The sequence below is a fragment of the Streptomyces sp. NPDC039430 genome, from assembly GCF_055639435.1.
In genome coordinates this window covers 222,697-242,700 of record NZ_JBVKAK010000005.1, presented here as the reverse complement: position 1 = coordinate 242,700, position 20,004 = coordinate 222,697, and the positions used below count along the sequence as shown (strand labels likewise).

19 protein-coding genes and 1 pseudogene are annotated in these 20,004 nt (G+C 69.5%); 5 read left to right on the top strand and 15 right to left on the bottom strand.

The features are described 5' to 3' along the window. Nucleotides 1-68: 68 nt before the first annotated feature. The 6 genes from fbaA to ACZ7LS_RS15410 form a co-directional block, all read right to left on the bottom strand. A complete protein-coding gene (gene fbaA / locus ACZ7LS_RS15435) occupies nt 69-1,100 on the bottom strand; it encodes a class II fructose-bisphosphate aldolase (protein WP_382524313.1) in 1,032 nt (343 codons plus the stop codon). Nucleotides 1,101-1,254: 154 nt separating this feature from the next. Then, nucleotides 1,255-1,794: an orotate phosphoribosyltransferase gene (gene pyrE, locus ACZ7LS_RS15430; RefSeq protein WP_382524311.1), complete on the bottom strand. Its 540-nt coding sequence runs from the start codon at nt 1,792-1,794 to the stop codon at nt 1,255-1,257. Nucleotides 1,795-1,817: 23 nt separating this feature from the next. After that, nucleotides 1,818-2,612: an aldose epimerase family protein gene (locus ACZ7LS_RS15425; protein WP_382524309.1), complete on the bottom strand. Its 795-nt coding sequence runs from the start codon at nt 2,610-2,612 to the stop codon at nt 1,818-1,820. A gap of 9 nt (nt 2,613-2,621) precedes the next feature. Beyond that, nucleotides 2,622-3,377, bottom strand: a complete 756-nt coding sequence (locus ACZ7LS_RS15420; RefSeq protein ID WP_385136899.1) for an SRPBCC domain-containing protein — start codon at nt 3,375-3,377, stop codon at nt 2,622-2,624. A gap of 242 nt (nt 3,378-3,619) precedes the next feature. Next, the gene (locus ACZ7LS_RS15415; protein ID WP_385131316.1) at nt 3,620-5,233 is read right to left on the bottom strand and encodes a polyamine aminopropyltransferase; all 1,614 of its coding nucleotides are present in this window, start codon (nt 5,231-5,233) and stop codon (nt 3,620-3,622) included. Nucleotides 5,234-5,287: 54 nt separating this feature from the next. Then, nucleotides 5,288-5,806 (bottom strand): DUF2617 family protein, encoded by a 519-nt coding sequence (locus tag ACZ7LS_RS15410; protein ID WP_382524303.1) that lies wholly within the window; start codon nt 5,804-5,806, stop codon nt 5,288-5,290. Between the two features lie 499 nt (nt 5,807-6,305). On the opposite strand from ACZ7LS_RS15410, the gene ACZ7LS_RS15405 reads away from it, so the two are divergent. After that, on the top strand, nt 6,306-6,524 hold the full coding sequence (locus ACZ7LS_RS15405; RefSeq protein WP_382524301.1) for a hypothetical protein: 219 nt from the start codon (nt 6,306-6,308) through the stop codon (nt 6,522-6,524). A 103-nt stretch (nt 6,525-6,627) separates the two neighbouring features. After that, nucleotides 6,628-7,773, top strand: a complete 1,146-nt coding sequence (locus tag ACZ7LS_RS15400) for a pyridoxal phosphate-dependent aminotransferase (RefSeq protein ID WP_382668930.1) — start codon at nt 6,628-6,630, stop codon at nt 7,771-7,773. 95 nt (nt 7,774-7,868) lie between these two features. On the opposite strand, the gene ACZ7LS_RS15395 is transcribed toward ACZ7LS_RS15400, so the two are convergent. Both ACZ7LS_RS15395 and clpB read right to left on the bottom strand, forming a co-directional pair. Then, complete coding sequence (locus ACZ7LS_RS15395) at nt 7,869-8,396, bottom strand: type III secretion system chaperone family protein (RefSeq protein WP_129769910.1); 528 nt, start codon at nt 8,394-8,396, stop codon at nt 7,869-7,871. A gap of 261 nt (nt 8,397-8,657) precedes the next feature. Continuing rightward, nucleotides 8,658-11,264, bottom strand: a pseudogene (gene clpB, locus ACZ7LS_RS15390) (ATP-dependent chaperone ClpB); the annotation flags it as partial. 300 nt (nt 11,265-11,564) lie between these two features. Here clpB and ACZ7LS_RS15385 point away from each other — a divergent pair. Further along, nucleotides 11,565-11,969 (top strand): pyridoxamine 5'-phosphate oxidase family protein, encoded by a 405-nt coding sequence (locus tag ACZ7LS_RS15385; protein WP_382668933.1) that lies wholly within the window; start codon nt 11,565-11,567, stop codon nt 11,967-11,969. 163 nt (nt 11,970-12,132) lie between these two features. On the opposite strand, the gene ACZ7LS_RS15380 is transcribed toward ACZ7LS_RS15385, so the two are convergent. After that, entirely contained in the window at nt 12,133-12,453 is a 321-nt protein-coding gene (locus ACZ7LS_RS15380; RefSeq protein WP_030353182.1) for a Rieske (2Fe-2S) protein, read from the bottom strand. Continuing rightward, nucleotides 12,450-12,770, bottom strand: a complete 321-nt coding sequence (locus ACZ7LS_RS15375) for a 5'-nucleotidase (protein ID WP_382524295.1) — start codon at nt 12,768-12,770, stop codon at nt 12,450-12,452. The genes ACZ7LS_RS15380 and ACZ7LS_RS15375 overlap by 4 nt, the downstream gene beginning before the upstream one ends. A gap of 102 nt (nt 12,771-12,872) precedes the next feature. On the opposite strand from ACZ7LS_RS15375, the gene ACZ7LS_RS15370 reads away from it, so the two are divergent. Next, nucleotides 12,873-13,883, top strand: coding sequence for a helix-turn-helix transcriptional regulator (locus ACZ7LS_RS15370; RefSeq protein ID WP_382524293.1), 1,011 nt, complete (start codon nt 12,873-12,875; stop codon nt 13,881-13,883). A gap of 154 nt (nt 13,884-14,037) precedes the next feature. On the opposite strand, the gene ACZ7LS_RS15365 is transcribed toward ACZ7LS_RS15370, so the two are convergent. Genes ACZ7LS_RS15365 through ACZ7LS_RS15355 form a run of 3 tightly spaced genes read right to left on the bottom strand, consistent with a single transcriptional unit; the run spans nt 14,038 to nt 16,609 of the window. Further along, complete coding sequence (locus ACZ7LS_RS15365; protein ID WP_382668938.1) at nt 14,038-14,616, bottom strand: hypothetical protein; 579 nt, start codon at nt 14,614-14,616, stop codon at nt 14,038-14,040. After that, nucleotides 14,613-15,866 carry a DUF7224 domain-containing protein gene (locus ACZ7LS_RS15360; RefSeq protein WP_385131310.1) on the bottom strand — a complete coding sequence of 418 codons (1,254 nt, stop codon included), beginning with the start codon at nt 15,864-15,866 and terminating at the stop codon, nt 14,613-14,615. The genes ACZ7LS_RS15365 and ACZ7LS_RS15360 overlap by 4 nt, the downstream gene beginning before the upstream one ends. Further along, on the bottom strand, nt 15,863-16,609 hold the full coding sequence (locus tag ACZ7LS_RS15355) for an ABC transporter ATP-binding protein (protein WP_382524288.1): 747 nt from the start codon (nt 16,607-16,609) through the stop codon (nt 15,863-15,865). Before ACZ7LS_RS15355 ends, ACZ7LS_RS15360 begins: the two co-directional genes overlap by 4 nt. A 604-nt stretch (nt 16,610-17,213) precedes the next feature. On the opposite strand from ACZ7LS_RS15355, the gene ACZ7LS_RS15350 reads away from it, so the two are divergent. Then, a complete protein-coding gene (locus ACZ7LS_RS15350) occupies nt 17,214-18,203 on the top strand; it encodes a hypothetical protein (RefSeq protein ID WP_385131307.1) in 990 nt (329 codons plus the stop codon). Nucleotides 18,204-18,307: 104 nt separating this feature from the next. Here ACZ7LS_RS15350 and ACZ7LS_RS15345 read toward each other — a convergent pair whose 3' ends face one another. Then, nucleotides 18,308-18,772, bottom strand: coding sequence for a heat shock protein transcriptional repressor HspR (locus ACZ7LS_RS15345; RefSeq protein WP_129769915.1), 465 nt, complete (start codon nt 18,770-18,772; stop codon nt 18,308-18,310). A 4-nt stretch (nt 18,773-18,776) separates the two neighbouring features. Beyond that, complete coding sequence (gene dnaJ / locus ACZ7LS_RS15340; protein WP_382524282.1) at nt 18,777-19,964, bottom strand: molecular chaperone DnaJ; 1,188 nt, start codon at nt 19,962-19,964, stop codon at nt 18,777-18,779. Nucleotides 19,965-20,004 lie beyond the last annotated feature (40 nt).

Genomic DNA, 20,004 nt, shown 5'->3' with positions numbered 1-20,004 from the left:
CACCGTACGAGTCCGCTGTATGCGTCCGTCGTATGCGTCCGCCGTACGCGGGATACCGCTCCCGCGCGTTACTTCAGCTTGGTGCCCGTGGAACGCAGCGCGCCGCACGCCTCGGTGACGCGCTTGGCCATGCCGGCCTCGGCGAGCTTGCCCCAGGTCCGCGGGTCGTAGGTCTTCTTGGAACCGACCTCGCCGTCGACCTTCAGCACGCCGTCGTAGTTCTTCAGCATGTGGTCCGCGACGGGCCGCGTGAAGGCGTACTGGGTGTCGGTGTCGAGGTTCATCTTCACGACGCCGTTCTCCAGCGCGGTGGCGATCTCCTCGGCCGTGGAGCCGGAACCGCCGTGGAAGACGAAGTCGAAGGGCTGGCTGCCGGCGGCCCTGCCGTACTTCGCGGCCACGCCGTCCTGGAGGTCCTTGAGCAGCTCGGGGCGGAGCACGACATTGCCCGGCTTGTAGACGCCGTGGACATTGCCGAAGGACGCGGCCAGCAGGTAGCGGCCCTTCTCACCGAGACCGAGGGCCTCGGCGGTGCGCAGCGCGTCCTCGACCGTGGTGTACAGCTCGTCGTTGATCTCGTGGCTGACGCCGTCCTCCTCGCCGCCGGTCGGGGTGATCTCGACCTCAAGGATGATCTTGGCGGCGGCGGCCTTGGCGAGCAGTTCCTCGCCGATGGCCAGGTTGTCGGCGAGGGTCTCGGCGGAGCCATCCCACATGTGCGACTGGAAGAGCGGGTTACGGCCGGCGGCGACGCGCTCGGCGGAGATGTCGAGCAGCGGACGGACATAGCCGTCGAGCTTGTCCTTGGGACAGTGGTCCGTGTGCAGCGCGACGGTGATGTCGTACTTCGCGGCGACGATATGCGCGAACTCGGCGAGGGCGACCGCGCCGGTCACCATGTCCTTGTTGTACTGGCCGCCCAGGAACTCCGCACCACCGGTGGACATCTGGATGATGCCGTCGCTCTCGGCCTCCGCGAAGCCACGCAGTGCGGCGTGCAGGGTCTGGGACGAGGTCACATTGATGGCCGGGTAGGCGAACTTGCCTGCCTTCGCCCGATCGAGCATCTCGGCGTAGACCTCGGGGGTTGCGATGGGCATCGGGCCGCTCCTTGTGATGTGCGGGTGAGAGGTGCTTGTCCCTGACCTGGGGGCGACGTCATCGTCACCCCCATCTTTCCAGACTCCTGTACGGACTCCACCCGAGTCCCGGCTGTTTCACGTGAAACGGCCGGGACTCGGACGAAAACGCAGCTCAGCCGAGGCCGAGTTCATCCAGTGCGTAGACATTGAGGTACGGAAGCCCTGCCTCCGCGATCGCCGGAGCGGCCCCCCGCTCCACGATCACCGCGACCGCGACGACCTCGCCACCGGCCTCGCGTACCGCCTCGACCGCCGTCAGCGGCGAGCCGCCCGTGGTCGAGGTGTCCTCGACCACCAGACAGCGGCGCCCCTTGACCTCCGTGCCCTCGATCCGGCGCTGGAGGCCGTGCGCCTTCTGCGCCTTGCGGACGACGAACGCGTCGAGCCGCTGCCCGCGGGCGGCGGCGGCGTGCAGCATCGATGTCGCCACCGGGTCGGCGCCCAGCGTCAGCCCGCCGACGCAGTCGAAGTCCAGATCGGCGGTGGCGTCGAGCATGACCTGACCGACCAGCGGTGCGGCATGACCGTCCAGCGTGATCCGGCGCAGGTCGATGTACCAGTCGGCCTCAAGCCCCGAGGAGAGGGTCACCTTGCCGTGGACCACGGCCTTGTCCTTGATCAGTTGCAGCAGCTCAGCCCGTACGTCAGTCATGGCCATGAGCTTAAGTGGTCTCCTCAGAGCCGCTGCCAGCGCCAGGTGGCCGCGATCTCCAGCGGCTCCACGGGGGTGACCAGCCGGGGCGCCGTATTGAGCCCGTTCGGCGGGCCCGACTGCGGCTCCACACAGACCGCCTCCGCCTGCTCGTCGTAGACGACGACCCACTCGGCGCGGCTCGTGATCTTCAGCTCCAGCTGCTCGGGCCAGGTCAGGGTCACATCGACGCCGTCGGGCATGCCGAAGCAGTCGTCCCACGGCCCCGGGCGCGGGGTGATCCGGCGGCCGGTGGGCAGATGGTCGGCCCCGCGCTCCTCCTGCCAGGCCGGGTCGAAGTCGACACGCGCGTCGCTCTGCCCCAGATTGCGCAGAAACCACGGGTGCCAGCCGGCCTGCGCCGGGAAGGATGTGTCGTACGTCTCCACCCCGAGCCCGAGCGTCAGCGAGTCCTCGGTCAGCTCGAAGGTCTGGGTGACCCGGCCGCTGTACGGCCAGGGGTCCACGAGGTCGTACGTGAACACCGCCTCGCTCCCGTCCGCCCGCGCCGTACGCCAGGCCGTGTCCCGGCCGGTGCCATGGATCGCGTGCGGCGGGGAGTTGAGCGGCATCTGATGGACGACCCCGCCGTTGCGGAACTGGCCGTTCTCGATCCGCCCGCACCACGGCACCATCGGGAAGCAGCCGTACCGCTCGCCCTGGCGCAGCAGTTCGGTCCCGCCGATGCGCAGACTGCTGATCCGGCAGCCGTTGGCCGGAGTGATGGTCAACTCGGCGTCGCCCGCCGCCAGTCGGATGCTCTCTTCGCTGCTACTCACACCACGACACTACTTGCGCCGGCGCAGTGCCCGTCCGACCACCACGGCGGAGGCGAGCGCGAGCGCGGCGGCGGGCGCGACCCAGCGCAGCGTGGCCCGCGCGCCACCGGCGTCGGGCGCGGGCACGGGCGCGTAACGCCCCCGCGGCGGCGCGTGATCCACTTCCTCCGCGCTGCGCCCGATCATGGTGCGCCGGGCATGCGCGGCCTCGGCCGGCGGCTCATCCGGAATGATGAAGTCCCCCTCACCGGAGACGGTCTCCCCGCCGAGCGCGAGCGGCGGCGGCTCGGGGCCGAACTCCGGCAGTACCTCCGCCACGGACAGGATGTCCTCCGGGGGCTCCGTCTCCTCCCCCAGCCGCGCGACGAAACGGTCCAGCAGCCGACGCGCCGCGGCGGTCGTCGTCTCGGCGGGCACCTCCGCGAGCCGCCCCTCCGAACGCGAGCCGCCGGTGAACGCGAGCGTCGTACCGTCCGGCGTCTCCATCAGCCGCACGGTGAGCGTCAACTTGGCGGAGCCCGTACCGCGGACCTCCACGCCCTCGCCCTCCATCTCGAAGACACCGTCCCGCTCGGCGAGCGTGAGCGTGCCGCGGTAGGTGATCGTGTGGCCGCCGATCCGCACCTTCATCCGGCCGGAGAGCGGCCCTGCCGACTCCTCCGCGTCGTGCTGAAGTCCGGGCACACAACGGGCGACACGGACGGGGTCCGCGAGCGCCTGCCGAAGAGCCTCCGCCGCCACCGGAACGAACACCTCATGCTCCATAACCCCCGAGCGTAGCCCCGTTCGCCTCCCGGCGGTGCGCCTCGCCTTCCGGCGGGGGGCGTGAGTAGGGGTGCGCCTCGGCGGGGGCCGGTTTCCGTGTGCGCGTTGTCGCCGGGTTGCGCGGTGCGCCGTCCGGCAGCGGCGTGGGTACGGCTGGGTTTTGGCGGGGCCGGAGCCCCCGGACCCCGGCCCCCCCACGACAACCGCACCCCCGCCGCAGGCGCAGCGCCGGGAGGCGCCCGTCACCCCCCGTACCGCGGATGCACCAGCGTCGACGGCGGCAGCCCCCGCACTCTCGTCCGCTCCATCCCCCTCGCCCCCGCCGCCAGCGCCGCCCCCTCCAGCGACCGCAGCCGCGGCGCGTCCCGCGCCAGACCCAGCCTCGGACTCGCGCCCACCTCCGCCAGGTCGAACCCCCAGTCGCTCACGGCGGGCGCGCCGTCCTTGACCCGGTCGGGGCCCGCCGCGAAGCCCGACGGCCACCCCGTCGCGTGGTACGGCGTGGTCCTGAACCCGGCCGCCCGCAGCGTCGCGTCCACCGTCCAGTACGTGTGCCGCTGCGTCGCCGGTGACCCCGCGTGCACCGCCAGCCGCCCGCCGTCCGCCAGCACGCGCGTGGCGAGGCCGTAGAACTCCTCGGAGTACAGCTTGGTGCTCGCCGTGACCCCGGGATTCGGCAGATCCGAGATGACCACGTCGTACCGCCCGCCCCAGACGCCTCGGGCGTCCACGCTCCGCAGCCATGTGAACGCGTCCGCGTACACCGTCCGCACCCGCCCGTCCCCGTACGCCTCCCGGTTCAGTTCCCGCAGCGCGGGATCCGTGCGGGCCAGCCGGACGACGCCCGGGTCCAGCTCGACCACCGTGACCTCGCGGACGTCCCCGTACCGCAGGACCTCACGCGCGGCCAGCCCGTCGCCCCCGCCCAGGATCAGCACGCGCGCGTGCGGCCCGCGCATCGCGGGATGGACCAGCGCCTCGTGGTAGCGGAACTCGTCGCGCGCGCTGACCCGCAGCCGCCCGTCGAGATACAGCTCCAGCGGCCCGCTCCCTCCTCCCGTGATGACGACGTCCTGGACGTCGGTATGGATGGCGACCCGCACCTGCTCGCCATAGACCGCCCGCCGCGCGGCCCGTTCGAAGTCGTCCACCAGGACGGCCGCCGTGGCGAGGAGGGCCAGCACCAGTGCGTTGACGATCACCAGCACCCAGCGTGAGCGCGACGTCAGATCGCGCCGGAAGAGCCAGAGCACCAGCCCGCCCCCCGCCACCGCGTTCACCGCGCCCGTCAGCAGCGCGCCCGTCAGCTGTCCCAGCCAGGGCAGCAGCAGGAACGGGAAGGCCAGCCCGCCGACGAGCGCGCCCACATAGTCGGCCGCGAAGAGATCCGCGACCGTCCCCTCCGCGTCCTGCCGGGAGAACCGCTGGATGAGCGACATCAGCAGCGGGATCTCGGCGCCGATGAGGACGCCGGTGGCCAGCGAGAAGCCGACGAGTGCGTAGCGGGACTCCCCCAGCCATATGAAGCTCGCGTACAGCACCAGCGCGGAGCAACCTCCCAGCAGCGCCAACGCCGCTTCCAGCAGGCCGAATCCGAACGCGGCGCGGCAGCGCAGCCGCTTGGCGAGCAGCGAGCCGACGCCCATCGCGAAGACCATCACCGAGAGGACGACCGAGGCCTGCGTGACGGAGTCCCCGATCAGGTACGAGGCGAGCGCGACCAGCTCCAGCTCGTACACCAGCCCGCACGCGGCGCAGACGAAGACCACGGAGAGGATCAGATAACGCCCCGCGTCCGCGCGCACGGGAAGCCGCGCGCCACCTCGTGGCGGCGAGGACACGGACTGCTCGATCATGTTCGTAACGCTACGTCACGAATTCATTGCGGTTTGTCACCCACACGGGTGCATCTACAGCACCGCAGGCATACGGACCCCTACCCGCGTCCGAGTGACGACCAGGCGGCCTTCCTGTGGATACGCATGCCACGTACGCCAGCGGACCTGGCCGCCGTCGCGCTGCGCCAGCATCGCGGTGAAGGCGTTCGGGGCACCGGGGAACGTCCCCGCCAATCCGTTCGGATGGTCGGCGACCAGTGCGAGCAGCTCCTGCGCGCGCCCGGCGAACGAGCCCTGGGAGAGCGTCTCGACGCGCGCGGCGAATTCGTACTCCCAGTCCCCGAGCCGTTTGGAGACACCGAGCGGCAGCGGTGTGCTACTGCCCGGGATGCAGGCGACGGTCTCGGAGCAGGTGCCCCGCTCCTCCTCCAGAATCACCTGGTGAGAGGCGCCGAGCAGCCTCAGCTGGAGCGCGGCGCCCGCGAGATCGAGGTCGAGGACGGCCAGGGCGGGGACCGGCTCCCGGCCCAACGCCCAGGCCAGATCAGCGGCGCGGGTGTCGGTGTAGGCGGTATTGAGGGTGGTGAGCATGGGTCGGCTCCGCAAACACGCTTGACGGGTGAACCGGGGATGTCCCGGACGATGAGCGAGTGGCTTGTGGGGGGAGATCGCCTGCTCGGTTCCGTATCAGGCCCGAGGGCTGGAAGCTCTCAACAGCGAGGGAATCACGAAGTACGCGACGCTCACAGTGTTTTTACCCAACTTGAAGGGGTTTCCATCCCCTCGGGGGCCCAAGGGTTCAACTGTTCAACCGAAAACGGGCGGAGAGCCCGCCCGAACGGTCAGTTCACTCAACACGGAGATGCCCGGCGGGAGTTCGTTCCCCGCCGGGCACCATCCTGACAGTGGATCAGCTGCCCCGTGTCAGCTGCCTCCTCCGCCACAACCCCCGCCACCACCGCACGACGAACCACCGCCGCACGACGAACTCCCCCCGCCGCATGACGAACCACCGCCACCGTCGGAACCACCGCCACCGTCCGAACCACTGCTGCTGCCGCTGTCCCACCAGCTGTTCCGGGACCGGCGCTTGGCGCCCTTCCGCAGCGAGGGGGCCGACGCGCGGCTCCTCGCCTTCAGACGCGGCTTCCTGCGCTTGTCCGCGCTGCTGCTCACACTCGCCACGACCCCGACGAACGCGACCGCGACCAGTACGACCACGACTCCTACGCCCAGCATCGTCCTCACCGTCCTTCTGTTCCCCCGTGAACGAAGCCCCCGCGCCCGCGCGCGGCCCGCTCCGTACTGACTGGCATCCGCGTGAACTTGTTGCGTGACGTGGATGTCCCCCCGGTGCCCCGCGCCCAAAGCCGACTTGAGCAACTCCAGAGGTTCGGCACAGGATGGCGGCCATGACCAAAGAATGGCTCGGCGGCACCACGATCTTCGCGGAGATGTCGGCGCTGGCCGTACGCACCGGCGCGATCAACCTCGGCCAGGGTTTCCCCGACACCGACGGCCCCGAGGAGGTCAGGGAAGCGGCGGTACGGGCGCTGCGCGAGGGCAAGGGCAACCAGTACCCGCCGGGTCCCGGCATCCCGGAACTGCGCACCGCGATCGCCGAACACCAGCTGAAACGCTACGGGCTGGCCCACGACCCGGACACCGGGGTCCTGGTCACGGCGGGCGCCACCGAGGCGATCGCCGCCGCGCTGCTCGCCCTGGTCGGGCCGGGTGACGAGGTGATCGCGCTGGAGCCGTACTACGACTCGTACGCCGCCTGTATCGGCATGGCGGGCGGCACCCGCGTCCCGGTCACGCTGCGCCCCCGGGACGGCGCCTACCACCTGGACCTGGACGAGCTGCGGGACGCCGTCACCGACCGCACCCGCCTCATCCTCCTCAACACCCCCCACAACCCCACCGGCACGGTCCTCAGCCGCGAGGAACTGGCCGCCGTCGCGGAACTCGCCGTCGCACGCGATCTGCTGGTCGTCACCGACGAGGTGTACGAACACCTGGTCTTCGAGGGCGAGCACATCCCGATCGCCTCGTTCCCCGGCATGCGCGAGCGGACCCTGACGATCGGCTCGGCGGGCAAGACCTTCTCGTTCACCGGCTGGAAGGTGGGCTGGGCGACGGGCGCGCCGGAGCTGGTGACGGCGGTGCGCTCCGCCAAGCAGTTCCTGACGTACGTGGCGTCGGGCCCGTTCCAGTACGCGATCGCCGAGGCCCTGCGCCTGCCCGAGAGCTACTTCGAAGGGCTGCGCGCCGATCTGCGCGCCAAGCGCGATCTGCTCTCGGCGGGCCTGGCGGCGGCCGGTTTCGAGGTCTACCGCCCGGCCGGCACCTACTTCGTGACGACCGACATCCGGCCGCTCGGGGAGAGCGACGGCTTCGCGTTCTGCCGCGCCCTGCCGGAGCGGTGCGGCGTGGTCGCCGTACCCAACGCCGTCTTCTACGACCACCGGGAGCAGGGCGCGCCGTTCGTACGGTTCGCCTTCTGCAAGCGGACCGACGTCCTGGAGGAGGCCGTGTCACGGCTGCGCGGGCGGTAGCACCCGCGCCCGCGGCACACGGGAGCCCGGCCCGGGGCCGCGGTCACAAACGATCGCGGCGCCGGCCGGGCTGTCGTTCGGCGCGGTCCGCGGACTCAGGCGTCCTCGGGCTTCTCGTCGCCCGGCTCCAGGCCGAACTGCTCGACGAGCCACTTGTCGAACTCGATCGACGCGCGCACCCAGCTGACCGTGGACGACACGAAGTGCTCCAGGCTGACCCCCATGCCGATCAGCATCTGGGCCTCGCCGATGAGCCGGACGGTGGGCGGACCGTCACCCTCCTCGTGGATGTGGGTGTAGACCTTGGGCCACAGCGTGCGGCGGTTCCAGTCGTCGATCGCGTCGAGGACCTTCGCCTTGTCCGTGATCGGGTGCGGCCGGTCGTAGAACGTCCGCACCGAGAAGACCTGCTGGTCGTCCTCGCCGCGGAACATGAAGTACGTACGGAATTCCTCCCACGGCGCCGCGAGGTCACCCTCGTCGTCGACGACGTACTTCAGCTCCATCTGTTCGAGGAGCTGCTTGACCAGGTCCTGGTCGGGGACGACGGGGCCCGCCGGTCCTGCACCCTGCGGTTGGGGCTGTCCCCCGAAATTCGGAATCGAGGACGGGTCGATGCTCACCGTGTATTTCCCTTCGTACGGTTCCTTCCATCCTCCCCCATAGCAGGGAGGCCCTGGCAACCCCGGCCCGCCGATCCGGCACACAAAGGGGCCGGTACGCACGCCCGCGCGCGTACCGGCCCCCGGGACCCCGCACACTCACAGCGTCTTGCCGGACTCCGTCCGTGCCCCGGGCTCCGCCGGCTCCGTCGGTTCGGGAGAGGCCACCGGTTCAGGGGACGCCGCCGGTTCAGGGGACGCCGCCGGCTCGGGGGAATCCGTCGTCGCCGCGCCCACGATCAGGCCGTCCTCGAACCGGTCCACCCGGACCGTGTCGCCGTCCGTGACCTCGCCCGCGAGGATCTCCTTCGCGAGCCGGTCACCGATCGCCGTCTGCACCAGGCGGCGCAGCGGCCGCGCTCCGTAGGCCGGGTCGTTGCCCTCGTCGGCCAGCCATTCCAGCGCCGCCGGGGTGACCTCCAGGGTGAGCCGACGCTCCGCGAGGCGGCGGGCCAGGCGGTCGATCTGGAGCTTGGCGATGTGCGCCAGTTCGTCGCGCGAGAGGGCGGAGAAGACCACCAGATCGTCGAGACGGTTCAGGAACTCCGGCTTGAAGGTGCTCCTCACCACCGCAAGGACCTGCTGCTTCCTGGTCTCCTCGCTGGTCAGCGGCTCGGTCAGGCCCTGCCCGCTCAGGAACTGACTGCCGAGGTTCGACGTCAGGACGAGGATGGTGTTGCGGAAGTCCACCGTCCGCCCCTGGCCGTCGGTGAGCCTGCCGTCGTCCAGGACCTGGAGCAGGATGTCGAAGACCTCGGGGTGGGCCTTCTCCACCTCGTCCAGCAGGATCACCGAGTACGGGCGCCTGCGCACGGCCTCGGTGAGCTGGCCGCCCTCCTCGTAGCCGACATAGCCGGGAGGCGCGCCGACCAGCCGGGCCACCGAGTGCTTCTCGCCGTACTCGCTCATGTCGATACGGACCATGGCGCGCTCGTCGTCGAAGAGGAAGTCCGCGAGCGCCTTGGCCAGCTCGGTCTTGCCGACCCCGGTCGGGCCGAGGAAGAGGAAGGACCCGGTGGGGCGGTCGGGGTCGGCGATGCCGGCGCGGGTACGGCGTACCGCGTCGGACACGGCCCGGACCGCCTCGGTCTGGCCGATCAGCCGCTTGCCCAGCTCCTGCTCCATGCGCAGCAGCTTCTGCGTCTCGCCCTCCAGCAGCCGGCCGGCCGGGATGCCGGTCCAGGAGCCGACCACATCGGCGATGTCGTCCGGGCCGACCTCCTCCTTGACCAGCTTGTCGGTGGGCTCCTTGGCCGCCACCTGCTCCGCCTCGGACGCCTCCTCCAGCTCCCGCTCCAGGCCGGGGATCTCGCCGTACAGCAGCTTGGAGGCGGTGTCGAAGTCGCCGTCGCGCTGTGCGCGCTCGGCCTGGCCGCGCAGGTCGTCCAGGCGTTCCTTCAGCTCACCGACGCGGTTGAGGCCCTGCTTCTCCTTCTCCCAGCGGGCGTTGAGGCCGCGCAGCTCCTCCTCGCGGTCGGCGAGGTCGCGGCGGAGCTTCTCCAGCCGCTGCCTGGAGCCCGGGTCGGACTCGTTCTTGAGCGCCAGCTCCTCCATGCGGAGGCGGTCGACGGAGCGCTGGAGCTCGTCGATCTCGACCGGCGAGGAGTCGATCTCCATCCGCAGCCGGGACGCGGCCTCGTCCACGAGGTCGATAGCCTTGTCGGGCAGGAAGCGCGAGGTGATGTAGCGGTCGGAGAGCGTCGCGGCGGCGACCAGCGCCGCGTCCGCGATCTGCACCTTGTGGTGGGCCTCGTAGCGGCCCTTGAGCCCGCGCAGGATCGCGATGGTGTCCTCGACGGTCGGCTCGGCGACCAGCACCTGCTGGAAGCGCCGCTCCAGCGCCGCGTCCTTCTCGATCCGCTCGCGGTACTCGTCGAGCGTGGTCGCGCCGACCATCCGCAGCTCGCCGCGGGCCAGCATCGGCTTGAGCATGTTCCCGGCGTCCATGGCGGAGTCGCCGCCAGCGCCCGCGCCCACGACGGTGTGGAGTTCGTCGATGAAGGTGATGATCTGGCCGTCGCTGGACTTGATCTCGGAGAGGACGGTCTTGAGCCGCTCCTCGAACTCACCGCGGTACTTGGCGCCCGCCACCATCGCCCCGAGGTCCAGCGAAACCAGCCGCTTGTTCTTCAGGGACTCCGGCACGTCGCCCTTGACAATGCGCTGTGCGAGTCCCTCGACGACGGCGGTCTTGCCGACGCCCGGCTCGCCGATCAGCACCGGATTGTTCTTCGTACGGCGTGACAGCACCTGCACCACACGCCGGATCTCCTGGTCCCGGCCGATGACCGGGTCGAGCTTGCCCTCGCGGGCCGCCGCGGTGAAATCGGTACCGAACTTCTCCAGGGCCTTGTACTGACCCTCCGGGTCGGGTGTGGTCACCCGGCGCCCTCCCCTTGTCTTCTCGAACGCGTCCAGCAGTCTCCCGGCGCCGGCCCCCAGCCGGTCGAGCATCTCCCCGGCCTGGCCCCCCTTGGCCGCGACGCCGATCAGCAGGTGCTCGGTGGAGAGGTAGTCGTCCCCCAGCTCCTTGGCCCGGCGCGCCGCGTCGTTGATGGCGGCGAGCAGCTCACGGTTGGGCTGCGGGGGCGCGACGGTGGATCCGGTCACGCTGGGCTGTGCGGCCAGCAGCCGCTCCGCTCCGGACCGTACCTCGGCCTGGTCCGCCTCGACGGCGGCCAGCAGGTCGGTGACGTTCTCGTTGTCCTGGCCTTCCAGCAGCGCGAGCAGCAGATGCGCGGGGGTCAGATCGGGATGCCCGGCGGCCACGGCCCGGTTGGTGGCGGCATTGATCGCATCCCGGCTCTTGTTGGTCAGCTCGGCGTCCACGTGCGCCCTCTCCTCTCCTGCACAGACCTCGGGCCTCCATCCGACCCTGACATCGGGAACGTGCGCAAAGTTGAGTCTATTCCACTCAAGCCTGAAACGGGGCCGCTCTCCGGGGTTTCCGCGCCCGTACCGCGCGTGGATTTCCGCGCCCGCACCGCGCGCCGCCCGCCGCCCCCGCACCGCCCGCCGCCCGCGCACCGCACGGCGTCCGCGCACCGCCCGCCACCCGCCCGCGTCCATGCCGGCGTCCGTGCCCACGTGCGCGCCGCCCCGGGGGCGCCACCGTCCTACGCTTCCGGCATGGCCCATGACGTACGCGATCCCAGCCCCGATTTTCTCGCCTTCTGGCGCGAGCACCACCTGTGCACCCTCACCACACTGCGTCCGGACGGCAGTCCGCACGTGGTGCCGGTGGGCGTGACGTACGACCCGGAAGCGGGACTCGCCCGCGTCATCAGCAACAAGAACAGCACGAAGGTCGCCAACATCCTGGCGGCGGGCCCGGAGGGCGCGCGGGTGGCGGTGTGCCAGTTCAAGAAGCGCCACTGGGCGACGCTGGAGGGCCGCGCCACGGTCCGTACGGACCCGGAGGGGGTCGCGGACGCGGTGAGCCGCTACGCGGCGCGGTACGGCCGTACGCCGACGCCCAACCCGGACCGGGTCGTCATCGAGATCGCCCTGGAACGGGCGCTCGGCCGCTGCTGACCCCGGCGGCCGGGAAGACCTCGGGGCCCGGGAAGACCGCGGGGCCCGGCGGGCCCGGCGGCCCGAAGGCGGAAAGCACAACGGCGCCATCGTGTTTCAGGTCCACGATGGCGCCGTTGTGTGGGGGAAGCGCCTGAGCGATTTACAACGACGGGGGAATCGCTCAGGCACTGCGGGGGGTGGCGATGGTGGTATTCGATCCGACCAGCTGGTGGTCACGCTGGTCGAGGTTGACGAAGATCATGTCGTAGCGGATGGCACACCGGACCGGCTGCGGAGCCCCCCGCGGCCTCCGAAGGCAACGGTAGGCACGGACGTCCTCGTCCTCCTCGCGTACGACGACGATCGGCTCTCCGAAGAGGGTGACCATCAACGAGTCGCCACGGTGGGGAATAGCGGTGACGAGATCGATGAAGTGCCAACCCGACCGGTAGGCCGTGGCCATCTCGCGCCGGAAGACCCGGTCGTCCGGCGGGACAGTCATGCGCTGGTGTCGGCGGACGTGATGTCCCAGCCGATGTCTCCTGGCGTCTCCTGCGGGGTCACCCAGCCGATGTCACCGGGCTCCTGGCTCACAGCGGTGGATCCGGCGGCTGTCAGGTTCCAGCCGATGTCACCCGAGTCCTGGGTTCCGGCAGGCGCCACGCCCCATCCGATGTCGCCGCCCGACTCCACATCCTGGGCGACAGTTCCGGCAGGCGTTGTGTTCCAGCCAATGTCCGCCCCAACAGCCAGCGCACCATAGGCCAGAGCCGCAGAGAAAGCAGTGACAACCACCGCGCGAAGCATTCTCTTGTACATAGTCGGCTTCGTCCTCACTTGATGGATTCCTCTCCCCCGCCATCTAGACGATGTCTCACCCGGACACGTCAACACCACCGGGACGAGGCATCATGTTCCTGTATGTTCAGGACCCTGGGGGGTGGAGCTTTGCCAGCAAACGACACAAAACAGACACATCCCCACGCTGTGACTGAGCTGTGCAACGACGGCAGACGGATTTACGCCAGCGCGCTGCGCTCCGGGCGGATCGCCCGGAGCGAGGCCGCAGCGGCTCCCTGCCTCATGGAATTTCCGCTTCTGCACCCCGATCCCGACGACCCTGACTGGCTACGCCCAGTTCCGCCCTCCGCGGCATTGGCCCAGCGTCTCCACCCCATCGAGCGTGAGATCCAGGAGCGTCGGCACTTCGCCATCGAACTGACCGACGCTTTCGAGCCGTTCATGACCATCAGCGCCCAGGACCCGCCCACGACACATGCGATCACGGTCCTGGAAGGCGACAGCCGGATCAACGCCGCGCTCGACCTCTCCACCGCCGAGTGCAGGACCGAAGTACTCACAGTGCAACCCGGCGGCGGACGCAGCGCACACGTGCTCGCCCAGGCCCTGGAGCGGGGCCGGTCGGTGGTGGACCGCGGCGTCAGCATCCGCACTCTGTACCAGCACACCGTCCGGCACAGCCAGGGCACACTCGCCTACGCGGAGCGGCTGGCCGAGGGCAAGGTCGAGATACGGACGCTGGAAGAACTGATCGAGCGGCTGATCGTCTTCGACCGCACGGTCGCGTACATACCGGCCCGTTCCGACCGGCAGGTCGCCCTCGAACTGCGCCACCCGGGGCTCGTCGACTATCTCGCGCAGGTCTTCGAGCAGTTGTGGCGCCGCGCCACCCCTCTCACAGAACCGGTCTCCTATGAGCCGACTCCCGTCGGCATCACCGGCGTCCAGCGCTCCATCGCCAAGCTCCTCATCGAGGGATACGTGGACGAGGCCATCGCCCGCCGACTCGGAATGAACGTACGCACCTGCCGCGCGCACATCGCCAAACTCGCCACCACCCTCGGCAGCGGTAGCCGCGCCCAACTCGGATATCTCATCGCGCAGTCGGGAATCCTCGACCAGGAAACCTGACCCCGTCGCCCATAGCCCCCGACAAGGCCAGGCACATCGCCACGACGTAGTCGTCCACATGCGCCCTCGCCACGACGTAGTCGTCCACAGCTGCCTCCGCTCCCCCACATGCGCCCTCGCCTCGGACGGAACCCTCTGGGGGTCGGATCAGTAGTCATCGACGAGAGGCCGGAGTCCCTGACAATGCCAACGGAAGTGCGAGTGCGAGCAGGGCGACCGCGACCAGCCACGCGGTCAGGCTGCCGGCAGGGTAGAGGGCAACGGCCCACCACGTGTGGGTCGTGTAGCCATCGGGGTTGTAGGCGCGGCCGAGGATGAGGTTGATGATGAGGAACATCAGTCCCGCCGCTGCCGCCGTGGCTTCGTTGGCGAGGCGGCGCGTGACGAGCCCGAGGGCGAGAAGGAGGGTGACGTTGCGGGCGACGTCCATTCCCACCACCACTCCGGCCGCGTGGGCGAGAACCGCGGTGAGAACGATGGCGCCTTGATCGAACCGGCGGACGGACAGGACCGCTGTGATCTCCGCTTCACGCAACTGGCGTTCCAGGCAGTACATGACAGCGAGGACGATCAGGACAGGGCTGAAATAGGCGAGTTGAGCGCTGCCCATGCCACCGATCAGGCTCGGGACAGGGACTTCACTCGCCCCCACCGTCCAACAGACCACGACGAGCAGGGCCAGCGCCGCGGGAACGACCCACCAGTGGCGCACAGTGATGGCGTAGCGGTTCATGAGATGGCCTTGTCGCAGCGCTTCTGACTCACGGCTGTCCTGGTGAACCAGTCCGCCTGCTCTTCAGCCGGAAGCCGGCGGATCTTTTGGAGTGCCGCCCATTCCGTAGGGGGCAGCCCTGCCTGCACAGCCTGTGAATCCACTCCGAGCACCAGGGCCGCCCAGGCGGCCGCAGGCGAGCCCGGCTGCCGGCAGTCGTCCACGCCGGCAAGGGTGGCTGTCCCGGTTACCGCCGATTCCGCCAGGTCCGCGGCGTACTGGCCGGAGTCCTGGCCACCGCCGAGCGGAGGCAGCGACCAGTACAACGGCCATGTGCCCGGCTTGAGCGGAACCTTCGCGGAGGTGACGCGCAGTTCTTCCGGGACAGCTACTCCCGCATTTTTCAGCTTGTTGACCGGGGCCAGGGCGTCTCGTCGCAACTGTTCGGCGTACGGCTTGTACTCCGGTGGTACACACACTCTCGGTTCTTGCCCGGTACAGGCCATGGCGACGCTACGGGGGCTAGTCGGGCGCTGGTAGCCCCAGTCGACCACCAAGGCGCGGCCGGTGGTGAAGGTGGCCGCCGCCACAGCGAAGGCGACAGCGACCGCCCAGGCGCGTCGGCGCATCCGGGCCAGAACCCAGAACGCGAGGGCCAGGCCGGCGACAACACCCCAGGGCACTACATACACAGCAGGGGTGCGCACATCGGTGACGGTCGACAGCCCGTCGATGAAGCCACCCAGGTGACGCACCCAGGGGTTGGACGTCGCGTGCGGCATGGACAGCCACGCCCAGCACCCGATCCCGGCAGCGGGTGCCGCGACACTCCTGGGCATGATGAGTCCGAGGCACCAGCCGATGACCAGCCAACCGAGGGAGAGCACGATCAGGTGCGCCACAGCGAGCCACCCGGCCCCTCCGGGCAATACGCCCACCGCCCGGTAGGCCACGACGAGCGCGCCGATGACGAGGACGAGCAGCAGGATCAGGACCGGGACAGCAGCCCGCAAGAGCCGCCGTACCGCTCTTCGTTGGCCGGTGACACTCAAAGCGCCGAGCAGTCGGTGGCGGCCCGCTTCCCACGCGGCGGCTCCCGCCACTGCCGGGGCGATGACCGCGATGGCCTGGGCGGCCAGTTCACCGGACTGAACCCCGTACCGCGATGGTCCGGTGGAGGTGGCGTCGCCGATGTACAGGCCCGCGTAAACCAGGATGGGCAGCACCAGCCAGGGTGCGGCCGAGGCGCGGAGATTTGCCCAGGTAATCACTCGGCCGCCTCCAAGAGCGACGCGTAGGCGCTCTCCAGGCGTCGGCCCGGCGCACTGTCCGGGGCGGCGTGGCCGGCGAAGGCCTCAACCGTACCCCTGAACCGCGGTTTTCCCGATTCAAGGACCACAACCTCGTCGAAAGCCTCGTCGAGGTCGCCGATGTCGTGAGTGGACACGATCACGTGGACCCTGCCACGCAGCGAAATCAGCAAGTCGAGGAACCGGCGCCGCTGCTGCGGGTCGAGCCCGACGGTTGGCTCGTCGAGAAGCAGCAATTCGGCGTCATGGACGAGCGCCTGTGCGATAGCGATCCGCTGTTGCTGGCCACCGGACAATGTCTTGATTTTGCTATTGACCTTTCCGGTGAGGCCGACTCGTTCGATTGCCTCCGTCGCCGCGTGCCAGGCGTCACGCTCCCGCATGCCCTTGAGCCAGCCCACATACGCCACATGCTCCCTGCACGTCAGCCCGGGAAGGAACCCGGGATGCTGAGGCAGCCAGGAAACCTTCCTCCGATAGGCCCGCGCCTGCGTGCGGTTGGCCGGGTCGAGCTCCCCGTACCGGATGTGTCCCGAACGCGGCATCGAGGCGCTGGCGCCGAGAGAGAGCAGGGTGCTCTTGCCGGCGCCGTTGGGGCCGAGAAGGACGGTGTGGCCGGGCGAGAACGCCAGATCGAGCCGGTCGAGGACCGGACGTGACCTGCGGCCGTAACGGAAGGTGCAGGACTGGTAGTGCAAGGGCACGGGGGATACCTCATGAACAGAAAGGGGAACCTCCCGCCAGGGTGCGCCCGCTCAGTGCGGCGCACCCCGGGAGAAGAGGAAGGGTGCTCAGTACGTAACGGTCAGCGACCTGACCCAGACGTTCACACCCGAAAGGCCGTAGTGCCGGTGGTCCCGCCACCGTCAGTCCAGCGACGGGACTCGAAGCCTGGACCGGCATTCGACAGGGAGCCGGACCAGCTTGCCGCATGGGCGGGCGCGATGAGAACGCCGAGCACGGTGGCAGCACCGAGCACAACGGTGCCTATGCGGCGACCGGGCTCACGCAGGACAGTCAGACGCGCAGATCTCATGTGTCTTCCCTTGAGTTGACCAATTATGCCTTCAGGACGACTCTGCCAAATTCTTTTCATTCCGGGTCGCCAACCAAGTTCGGGAGCTCGCACCGAAATCGTATCTGCACCGAATGCGCGAACCCATGTCCTGACTCGCAAAGTTCACCCGGCCATTGTGAGAATTCATGGCAGTCACCATCGCCTCCCTTAGACTGCATTTCAGGATCTCGCGGACCAAGCGAAATGTAATTGCACGAGCATGCACTACAGAATCATGCAGGGAGAAATAAGTGGAAGAAACAGACATAAAACCACCAAAAATGCCACCGTTTGACATGTCGGAAGAAGCGCGCGCCCTGCTGCACCGGCTCGTCCAGGGTGATCAGGTCGAAAGCGCCGATCCCGGGCGCGCGGAGCTGGCCGCCCTCGGGTTGGCAGTGCACAACCCGCATTGCGACCTGTGGGGTTTATCGGACCTGTCGCACGCCGAGCAAACCGCCCTCGCCGCGGAACGCGCCGGTATCGCCGAGCATCTCCAGCGCATGCGCCAACTCTCCGATCTGCACGGTGAGCTGAGGCGCGAGCTGAGAAACACCAAGTCATCGAGCGTGGACGGCATCGAGTTTCTCGACCGGCTCGATATCGTCACCTCCACGATTTCGCAGGCGATGGATTCCGCGAGGTCGCGTATTCGTACGGCACATCCACAGGACAGAAAGGCCGAGATTCTGCGCAAGGCAGCCGAGTCCGATGTCAAAGTCCTGCGGCGTGGTGTCGCCTTCCAGACGCTCTATCCGGACACCGCTCGTACCCGGCCCGGGGAGCAGGAGTGGGCCGCGACGGTAAGCGAGCACGGCGCGGAAGTACGCACCGTTGCCACGGCCTTTGAACGCATGATCCTTGTGGACGACAAACTCGCCGTAGTCGCCGACCACCGGGGCGAGCCGAACAGAGACATCGCCTTCAAGGTGACACACCCCGGGATGGTGGCTCTCTTGCACCACATCTACGAGCAGCAGTGGGAGCGCGCCGAGCCCTGGGCCGGCGGCCGGCTCTTACGCAAGGCGGAGACAGTCACGACGGGCCGGTCCCGCCGCATCCTCAACAAGCTCCGCGAGGGCCGCACCCTCAAGCAGATCGCCACCGAGCTGGGCGTCAGCCTGCGCACCGTCAACAGCGATCTGAACAAGCTCTACGAAGCAGTGGGCGTGAACACCCAGTTCGCGCTCGGCGTGTGGTGGAGCTCGGAGGCCGCCGCGGACGAGCGGAAGCTCGGCTGACCGGCCCGCCCCGGCCGCTCGGCACCACGGCCACGCGAAACGCCCGGCCGGGAATCCCCGACCGGGCGCCCGCCCGCTCACATCCGCCTCAAAGAAGCGTCGGCTCAGTCCGTCGGCCGCTTGGGCCGCCACACCACCAGCGCGCTCGTCTGCTGCACGTCCTGGTACGGCACCAGGTCCCGGCGGTACGAGGCATGCACCTGCGCCTCGCGCTGGCGCATCGCCGTCGCCGCGCCGTCCACCGCCGCCGACAGTTCGGCGACCCGCGCCTGGAGCGCCGCGACCTGGTTCTCCAGCTCGATGATCCGCTTGATGCCGGCCAGATTGATGCCCTCGTCCTGCGACAGCTGCTGCACCTGGCGGAGCAGCTCGATGTCACGGGCCGAGTAGCGGCGTCCCCTGCCCGCCGTGCGGTCCGGGGAGACCAGGCCGAGGCGGTCGTACTGCCTGAGCGTCTGCGGGTGCAGCCCGGAGAGCTGTGCCGCCACCGAGATGACGTACACCGGCGTTTCCTCGGTCAGCTGATACGCCCTGGTGAACGATGAAGACTGCCGACGCCGCCCGTCCATGAGGTCATGCTCCCTTCGCCGCCTGGAACAGCTCCGCCCGCGGGTCCTCGTCCGCGGTCGCCTTCCGGTAGGCCTCCAGCGCGTCCCGCGCGGGTGCGTCGAGGTCCTTGGGGACGACGACCTCGACGGTGACCAGCAGGTCGCCGCGGGTGCCGTCCTTGCGCACCGCGCCCTTGCCGCGGGCGCGCATCGTACGGCCGTTGGGTGTCCCCGCCGGAAGCTTGAGCGTGACCGGGGGACCGCCCAGGGTCGGCACCTTCACCTCGCCGCCGAGCGCCGCCTCCGTGAACGTGACGGGCACGGTCACCGTGAGGTTGTCGCCCTTGCGGCCGAAGACCGGATGGGCGTCGACATGGACGACGACATACAGGTCTCCGCCGGGGCCGCCGCGCTCGCCCGGAGCGCCCTTGCCGCGCAGCCGGATCCGCTGCCCGTCGCTGACACCCGCCGGGATGCGCACCTGCATGGTCCGCGAGGACCTGGCGCGCCCGCTGCCCTTGCAGACCTCGCACGGGTCCTGGGCGATCAGCCCACGGCCCTTGCAGTCCACACAGGGGTCGGTCAGCGAGAAGCCGCCGCCGGTGCCGCGCGAGACCTGTCCCGTGCCCACACAGGTCGGGCAGACCCGCGGCGTGCCGTTCTTGTCGCCCGTGCCCGAACACGCCTTGCAGGGCGCCTGGCTGGACATCCGCAGCGGGACCGTGGCCCCGTCGACCGCCTCGGTGAAGCTGAGCGTCACCTCGGACTCGATGTCCTGGCCGCGGCGCGGCTGCGTACGGGTCCCGGCGCCGCCCCGGTTGAAGAGCCCGCCGAAGACGTCCCCGAGACCGCCGCCGAGGCCGCCCGCGCCGGGTCCGCCCTGCGGGCCGCCGCCCGGACGACCGCCGAAGAGGTCGCCCAGGTCGAAGTTGAACGAGCCGTTGCCCCCGGCACCGGGCCCCGGCCGGAACCCGTTGCCGAAGAGGGCGCGCGCCTCGTCGTACTCCTTGCGCCGCTTGGGGTCCCCGAGGACGTCATTCGCCTCGGAGATCTCCTTGAAGCGCTCCTCGGCCTTGAGGTCGCCCTTGTTGGCGTCCGGGTGGAACTCGCGGGCGAGCTTCCGGTACGCCTTCTTGATCTCGGCCTCGGTGGCGTCCTTGGGGACGCCGAGAACCTTGTAGTAGTCCTTCTCCACGAAGTCCTTCGTGCTCATTCCCGACGTCCCTCCTCTCCGCCTGCTCCTGCCACCGCAC